Origin of the sequence: Candidatus Liberibacter sp. (assembly GCF_014048425.1) — a bacterium.
GTDB lineage: Bacteria > Pseudomonadota > Alphaproteobacteria > Rhizobiales > Rhizobiaceae > Liberibacter.
Genome location: NZ_JACETX010000053.1, coordinates 1 through 5,989, shown reverse-complemented (window position 1 = coordinate 5,989; position 5,989 = coordinate 1). Strand labels below are relative to the sequence as shown.

Here is a 5,989-nt window from a genome sequence, read left to right as displayed (position 1 = left end):
GGTGATATAGATGAGAGGTCAGAATATCCGTATATGTTTGAAGGCATTTGATTCTTGGATACTTGATTCCTCCGTGCGAGAAATTGTATTGACTGCCAAGCAGGCGGGTGCACAAATTAGGGGTCCTGTCCCTCTTCCTTGTCATACGCGGAAATATACTGTTAATAGATCTCCTCATGTCAATAAGAAAAGCCGGGATCAATTGGAGATACGTACATATAGGCGTTTTCTTGATATTATGCAGCCAACTCATCAGACGGTTGATGCTTTGATGAAGTTGGATCTTGCTGCCGGTGTTAATGTAGAGATTAAGCTTTGAGTTTTTTATTGTTTTTTGGGGAATGAATTAATGCGTTCAGGTGTTATCGCGCAAAAATTGGGCATGACTTGTGTGTTTGACGCTGAGGGTCGACGTCTCCCTGTGACAGTATTGCACGTGGATAGTTGTCAGGTTGTTGCTCAGCGTACTTTGGAGAAGAATGGTTATGTAGCCGTTCAGATTGGTGCGGGAGATGCAAAGGTTAAAAACGTTTCTAAGTCTGTTCGAGGAATTTTTTCGTCCGCCAAAGTATCTCCTAAGAAAAAACTTTTTGAGTTTCGTGTTGAGCAAGAAAATCTTTTGCAAATAGGATCTTCTTTATTGCCGAATCATTTTAATGTGGGGCAATTAGTTGATGTTACGGGTTGGAGTATAGGTAAAGGATTCGCTGGTACTATGAAGCGTCATAATTTCGGTGGCCTTCGAGCTTCGCATGGTGTTTCTTTGTCACATCGTTCCGCAGGTTCGACGGGTTGTCGTCAGGATCCTGGTCGTGTTTTTAAAAACAAAAAGATGGCAGGACATATGGGATGTTCTCGTGTCACCATTAAGAACCTAAAGGTTGTATTGACTGATGAGGAGAGGGGGTTGATTTTTATTAAGGGATCTGTCCCTGGGGCTAAGAGTAACTCTTGGCTTCTTGTGCGAGATGCTTTTGGTCATGCGGCAAATGAGAAGGGGGAATGTTCGTGATAGAGTTAGGGGTCAAGGCTCTTGATGGTGGGGATGCTGGGAACATATCTGTTTCTGAAAATATTTTTGGTTTGGAGTCCAAGGAGGGTATCTTAGCAAGGGCTATTCGTTGGCAATCTTTGCGCAAAAGAGTATCTTTTGCTAAATTCAAGAATCGTTCTCAAGTTGCGTATACGGGATCTAAAATGTGTGCGCAAAAGGGTTTGGGTCGTGCTAGACATGGTTCCAGATCTGCTCCGCAGTTTCGTGGAGGTGGAAAATCTTTTGGAGGTCATATTTCCTCTGAAAGTAGTCATGTGCTACCAAAGAAGGTTCGTTCTCTTGCGTTGTGTCATGCTTTGTCCGAAAAATTGCGTTCTAATGATGTCCTGATAATTGATAGTTTGGTTTCTAAAGAGCCACGTACCAAATATTTGGCAGGGCTTTTTGCTGGTCTTGGCTTGTCTAATGCTCTTATTATTGATGGTTCTCAGTTGGATAGGAATTTTCAGCTTGCTAGTAGAAATATCCCAAACATAGATATCCTTCCTGTTCAGGGTATCAATGTTTATGATATTTTGCGTCGTTCTAAGTTGGTGCTTTCTAAGTCTGCTGTTGAGGCTTTAGAGGATCGTTTTAATGATTGATGTTCGCTTTTATGATACTGTAGTTGCTCCCGTGATAACGGAGAAGGCTACTTTGTTATCTGAAAATAATCAGGTTATTTTTACCGTTAGGAAAGATGCTACTAAATCAGAAATAAAGTTTGCGATTGAAGCTTTGTTTAGTGTGAAAGTTGAATCTGTAAATACTCTTATTCGAAAAGGAAAGACGAAGCGAATTAGCAGGGTTTCTGTTTCCCGTAGCAATGCAAAATCGGCACGTGATTTATATGTTTCGCGAAAAGATGTTAAGAAAGCTTTTGTTACTTTGGCTAAGGGGCACTCTATTGATATTTCAGTTGGTCTTTGATGGATTTCGCTTTTGAGGAAAGTTGCGTGTTATGGTGTTAAAAAGTTTTAATCCGGTTACGTCAAGTCAGCGTCAACTCGTTACCGTAGGTAGAGATGGGCTGCATCAGGGTAAGCCTATAAAATCTTTGACGCGGGGTCTATGTTCTAAAGGAGGGCGCAATAATCTTGGCAGAGTGACGGTGCGTTCTCGTGGTGGAGGGCATAAGCGTTCCTATCGTCTTATTGATTTTAAGCGTCGTAGTTATGATGTTTTGGGTGTCGTAGATCGTTTAGAGTATGATCCTAATAGAACGGCGTTTATTGCTCTTATTTCTTATTCAAATGGTTTGTCATCTTATATTTTGGCACCACAGCGTTTGTCTGTGGGAGATAAAGTTATATCTTCAAGATCTGCTGTTGATATCAAGCCTGGCAATGCTATGCCGTTGCAGTTTATTCCAGTTGGTTCTATAATACATAACGTTGAGATGAAGCCTGGTAAAGGAGGGCAATTATCTCGTTCTGCAGGTTCCTATGCACGTCTTGTTGAACGTGATCGTAATATTGCTCTCTTGCGTCTTAGTTCGGGTGAGCGTCGTCTTGTGCAGTCTTCTTGTATGGCTTCTATAGGTGCTGTTTCGAACCCGGATCATGGCAATAAAAATGATTCTAAGGCTGGTCGTAGCCGTTGGCGTGGCTTCCGTCCTGGTGTTAGAGGGGTGGCAATGAATCCTGTGGATCATCCGCTCGGTGGTGGTGAAGGTAAAACGTCAGGTGGTCGTAATCCTTGTAGTCCTTGGGGAAAACCCACAAAGGGAAAGAGGACGCGTTCGAATAAGTCTACAGATGTTTTTATAGTGCGTTCTCGGCATAAGAGTAAGAAATAAAGGGGATTGTTTGGATGGCTCGTTCAGTTTGGAAAGGTCCTTATGTCACGAAATCTCTTCTTAAGAAAGCGGATAAGGCTCGCAAGTCCGGTCGTCGTGATGTTATAGCTATATGGTGTCGCAGTTGTGCTATTATGCCGCAATTTGTTGGTTTGACGTTTGGTGTGTATAACGGGAAGAAGCATATCCCTGTTTCTGTTACTGAAGAAATGGTAGGATGTAAGTTTGGTGAGTTTTCTCCAACTCGAAATTGTCCTGGGCATGGTGGTGACAAAAAAAGTAAGAGGAAATGATTTATGGATAAAGCAAGGTCTGAGGCAAAGCGTCGGCTAGGCGATAATGAAGCTAATGCTGTTGCGCGCATGCTACGGGTTAGTCCTCAAAAGTTAAATCTTGTTGCTTCTATGATTAGAGGAAAGCGAGTTTCTCGTGCTCTTGCGGATCTTGAATTTTCGCGAAAGAAAATAGCAGATGCTGTTAGAAAGACGTTGCGTTCTGCCGTCTCAAATGCGGAAAATAATCATGATCTTGATGTTGATTATCTTGTAGTTTCGGAGGCTTATGTTTGTAAAGGTGCCTGTATGAAAAGGTTTCATTGTCGTGGACGTCAGCGTGTTGGTCGTATTGTCAAGCCTTTCTCTCATCTAACTATTGTGGTTCGTGAAGTGCGAGAAGAAGGAAAGGTTGTGTAATGGGACAGAAAGTTAATCCTATAATATTTCGGCTTGGTGTTAACCGCACTTGGGATAGCCGTTGGTTTGCTCGTCGTGGCTCTGATTATGCGTCGCTTCTCCATGAAGATTTGGCTATGCGAAAGTATCTTCAGAAGGATCTGAAGCAGGCTGGTATTTCCAAAATTTTGATAGAACGGCCACATATGAAGTGCCGTATTATTATTCATTCCGCTCGTCCGGCTTTTATTATTGGGAAAAAAGGCGTTGATATAGAGAGGATTCGTAAAAAACTTTCAGGGATGACTTCTTCAGAGGTTCATTTGAATATAGTTGAGGTTTCTAAGCCAGAAATTAATGCGACTTTGATAGCTCAATCTGTTGCGCAGCAACTAGAGAAGCGTGTGGTTTTTCGTCGCGCTATGAAACGTGCTGTGCAGTCAGCTATGCGATTTGGGGTTGATGGGATCAAGATAATCTGTGCAGGTCGCCTTAATGGTTTGGAGCTCTCTCGTACCGAGTGGTATCTTGAAGGGAGGGTGTCCCTTCAGACTCTTCGAGCTGATATTGATTATGGTTCGGCAGAAGCGAGAACTGTGTATGGGATTTGTGGTGTAAAGGTTTATGTTTGTAATGGTGAGATTCTTGAGCATGATTCTATGGCTTCTAGTCAGCGTGCTTTAGAAAAAGATAATCAAGGGGGTAATGCTCGTCGGCGTGATCGCGAGAAATCGTGATTTTATATTTTTGGAGAGAATAAGAAATGCTGTGTCAGCCGAAAAATACCAAATACCCTAAGCAATTTAAAGGGCGTATAAAAGGTGTGGCGAAGGGTGGTTCCCGGATTTGTTTTGGTGAATTTGCTCTCAAAGCTCAAGAACCTAATCGAGTTAGTGCTCGAGAAATTGAAGCTGCGCGTCGTGCCATTACTCGTTATATGAAGCGTGCTGGTCGAGTTTGGATATGCTTGTTTCCTGATATACCTGTAACTTCTAAGCCTACAGAGGTTCGGATGGGGAAAGGAAAGGGTTCTGTTGATCAATGGGTATGTCGTGTTAAGCCAGGTCGTATCATGTTTGAAATTGATGGTGTAAGTGAAGAGGTGGCTAGGGAGGCTTTGCGTCTTGGTGCAGCTAAGCTTTCTGTTGTTGCAAAGTTTGTGCAAAGGATTGTAGAGTGAGGATAGAATGTTGAAAATAGGCGATCTTTCTGTCATGAGTGCGGATCAGCTTAGGGATATGCTTGTCCATTTGAAAAAAGAGCAATTTAATCTTCGTTTTCAAAAGGCTTCTGGTCAGATTGAAAACCCTTTTCGGATGAGAAGTGTTCGTCGCGATGTCGCACGTATCAAAACTGTGATGAATAGCAAGAGTTTTAAGCAGCAATAAAGTGTGGAGATAGAAAGGTATGCCGAAGCGGGTTTTACAGGGAATCGTTGTGAGTGATAGATCTAAAAATACTGTCGTTGTTAGAGTCGAGAGACGATTTTCTCACCCTCTTCTTCAGAAAACAGTTCGTCGTTCTAAAAAGTATATGGTTCATGATGAAGGTAATAAATACAAGACTGGAGATGTTGTGCTTATAGAGGAATGCGCGCCCATTTCAAAGAGGAAATGTTGGAAAGCTACGCATTCTTTAAGTAGATAGGAACAAAGCGAGGTTTCCTGTCTTTTTTAAAAATATATCTTGTTGCTAGTGCTTTTTGGTGGTCAATTGTGATTTATCGTATATTTTGTATGTTAGGTTGGATTTTTTTGGTAAAGAGGGTGTTTCAGCGATGATTCAGGTTCAGACGAATCTTCTTGTTTCTGATAACTCTGGTGTTCGCTGGGTTCAGTGCATCAAAGTTTTAGGGGGTTCAAAGCGTAAATATGCTTCCGTTGGCGATATGATTGTTGTTGCGGTTAAGAAGGTTTTCCCGAATGGGCGTATAAAGAAAGGCAGCGTTGTAAAGGCTGTAGTTGTTCGTGTTAAATGTGGAATTCGTCGTCTTGATGGAAGTGTGGTGCGTTTTGATAGGAATGCTGTTGTCCTTGTAGATAAAAACAAGGATTTATTGGGTACTCGTGTTTTTGGTTCGGTGCCACGTGAACTGCGTGCAAAGAATCATTTGAAGATTCTTTCTTTGGCTAAAGAAGTCGTGTAAAGGATTTGTGGCGATGGAAAAGATTCGTACAGGTGATCGGGTGGTGGTGCTGGCTGGTAAGGATAAGGGTAGGATTGGTCAGGTAATGCGAATTTTGCGTAAGTCTGGTCGTGCCCTTGTTCAAGGTGTTAATATTGTAAAGTGTCATCGGAAGCAAACTCCTTCTCAAGAAGCGGGCATTGTTTCCAAAGAGGCATCTATTCATCTTTCTAATATCGCATTGGTTGGTAAAGATGGTAGAGGAATAAGAGTCGGTTTTTCGGTTGTTGATGGCAAGAAGATTCGTATGGATAAACGTTCTGGGGAGCCTGTCGATGGTTAAAGATAAATATGAGCCGCGT

At 42.2% G+C, this 5,989-nt stretch carries 13 protein-coding genes; all 13 read left to right on the top strand.

What is annotated here, in order from left to right; genetic code table 11:
• The first annotated feature begins 10 nt into the window (after positions 1–10).
• The 13 genes from rpsJ (at position 11) to rplX (ending at position 5,970) form a co-directional block, all read left to right on the top strand.
• Complete coding sequence (gene rpsJ, locus H0G72_RS05365; protein WP_182017748.1) at positions 11–319, top strand: 30S ribosomal protein S10; 309 nt, start codon at positions 11–13, stop codon at positions 317–319.
• A 30-nt stretch (positions 320–349) separates the two neighbouring features.
• Positions 350–1,012, top strand: coding sequence for a 50S ribosomal protein L3 (gene rplC / locus H0G72_RS05360; protein WP_182017747.1), 663 nt, complete (start codon positions 350–352; stop codon positions 1,010–1,012).
• Positions 1,012–1,638, top strand: a complete 627-nt coding sequence (rplD, locus tag H0G72_RS05355) for a 50S ribosomal protein L4 (protein ID WP_182017750.1) — start codon at positions 1,012–1,014, stop codon at positions 1,636–1,638. The genes rplC and rplD overlap by 1 nt, the downstream gene beginning before the upstream one ends.
• The gene (locus H0G72_RS05350) at positions 1,631–1,963 is read left to right on the top strand and encodes a 50S ribosomal protein L23 (protein ID WP_182017746.1); all 333 of its coding nucleotides are present in this window, start codon (positions 1,631–1,633) and stop codon (positions 1,961–1,963) included. Before rplD ends, H0G72_RS05350 begins: the two co-directional genes overlap by 8 nt.
• A gap of 31 nt (positions 1,964–1,994) precedes the next feature.
• The gene (rplB, locus tag H0G72_RS05345) at positions 1,995–2,831 is read left to right on the top strand and encodes a 50S ribosomal protein L2 (RefSeq protein WP_182017745.1); all 837 of its coding nucleotides are present in this window, start codon (positions 1,995–1,997) and stop codon (positions 2,829–2,831) included.
• Between the two features lie 14 nt (positions 2,832–2,845).
• The gene (gene rpsS / locus H0G72_RS05340) at positions 2,846–3,124 is read left to right on the top strand and encodes a 30S ribosomal protein S19 (RefSeq protein ID WP_182017744.1); all 279 of its coding nucleotides are present in this window, start codon (positions 2,846–2,848) and stop codon (positions 3,122–3,124) included.
• Between the two features lie 3 nt (positions 3,125–3,127).
• The gene (rplV, locus tag H0G72_RS05335; RefSeq protein WP_182017743.1) at positions 3,128–3,523 is read left to right on the top strand and encodes a 50S ribosomal protein L22; all 396 of its coding nucleotides are present in this window, start codon (positions 3,128–3,130) and stop codon (positions 3,521–3,523) included.
• Complete coding sequence (gene rpsC / locus H0G72_RS05330) at positions 3,523–4,239, top strand: 30S ribosomal protein S3 (protein WP_182017742.1); 717 nt, start codon at positions 3,523–3,525, stop codon at positions 4,237–4,239. Before rplV ends, rpsC begins: the two co-directional genes overlap by 1 nt.
• 29 nt (positions 4,240–4,268) lie before the next feature.
• Entirely contained in the window at positions 4,269–4,682 is a 414-nt protein-coding gene (gene rplP / locus H0G72_RS05325; RefSeq protein ID WP_182017749.1) for a 50S ribosomal protein L16, read from the top strand.
• A gap of 7 nt (positions 4,683–4,689) precedes the next feature.
• Positions 4,690–4,890 carry a 50S ribosomal protein L29 gene (gene rpmC, locus H0G72_RS05320; RefSeq protein WP_182017741.1) on the top strand — a complete coding sequence of 67 codons (201 nt, stop codon included), beginning with the start codon at positions 4,690–4,692 and terminating at the stop codon, positions 4,888–4,890.
• 19 nt (positions 4,891–4,909) lie between these two features.
• Entirely contained in the window at positions 4,910–5,149 is a 240-nt protein-coding gene (gene rpsQ, locus H0G72_RS05315) for a 30S ribosomal protein S17 (RefSeq protein ID WP_182017740.1), read from the top strand.
• A 130-nt stretch (positions 5,150–5,279) separates the two neighbouring features.
• Positions 5,280–5,648, top strand: a complete 369-nt coding sequence (rplN, locus tag H0G72_RS05310; protein ID WP_182017739.1) for a 50S ribosomal protein L14 — start codon at positions 5,280–5,282, stop codon at positions 5,646–5,648.
• A 13-nt stretch (positions 5,649–5,661) separates the two neighbouring features.
• The gene (gene rplX, locus H0G72_RS05305) at positions 5,662–5,970 is read left to right on the top strand and encodes a 50S ribosomal protein L24 (protein ID WP_182017738.1); all 309 of its coding nucleotides are present in this window, start codon (positions 5,662–5,664) and stop codon (positions 5,968–5,970) included.
• The last annotated feature ends 19 nt before the right edge of the window (positions 5,971–5,989 follow it).

Bases quoted from the DNA above. Each gene is read 5' to 3' on its own strand.
- rpmC (WP_182017741.1), top strand. From the start codon at position 4,690: ATGTTGAAAATAGGCGATCTTTCTGTCATGAGTGCGGATCAGCTTAGG.
- rpsS (WP_182017744.1), top strand. From the start codon at position 2,846: ATGGCTCGTTCAGTTTGGAAAGGTCCTTATGTCACGAAATCTCTTCTT.
- H0G72_RS05350 (WP_182017746.1), top strand. From the start codon at position 1,631: ATGATTGATGTTCGCTTTTATGATACTGTAGTTGCTCCCGTGATAACG.
- rpsQ (WP_182017740.1), top strand. From the start codon at position 4,910: ATGCCGAAGCGGGTTTTACAGGGAATCGTTGTGAGTGATAGATCTAAA.
- rpsJ (WP_182017748.1), top strand. From the start codon at position 11: ATGAGAGGTCAGAATATCCGTATATGTTTGAAGGCATTTGATTCTTGG.
- rplV (WP_182017743.1), top strand. From the start codon at position 3,128: ATGGATAAAGCAAGGTCTGAGGCAAAGCGTCGGCTAGGCGATAATGAA.
- rplB (WP_182017745.1), top strand. From the start codon at position 1,995: ATGGTGTTAAAAAGTTTTAATCCGGTTACGTCAAGTCAGCGTCAACTC.
- rplN (WP_182017739.1), top strand. From the start codon at position 5,280: ATGATTCAGGTTCAGACGAATCTTCTTGTTTCTGATAACTCTGGTGTT.
- rplX (WP_182017738.1), top strand. From the start codon at position 5,662: ATGGAAAAGATTCGTACAGGTGATCGGGTGGTGGTGCTGGCTGGTAAG.
- rpsC (WP_182017742.1), top strand. From the start codon at position 3,523: ATGGGACAGAAAGTTAATCCTATAATATTTCGGCTTGGTGTTAACCGC.
- rplC (WP_182017747.1), top strand. From the start codon at position 350: ATGCGTTCAGGTGTTATCGCGCAAAAATTGGGCATGACTTGTGTGTTT.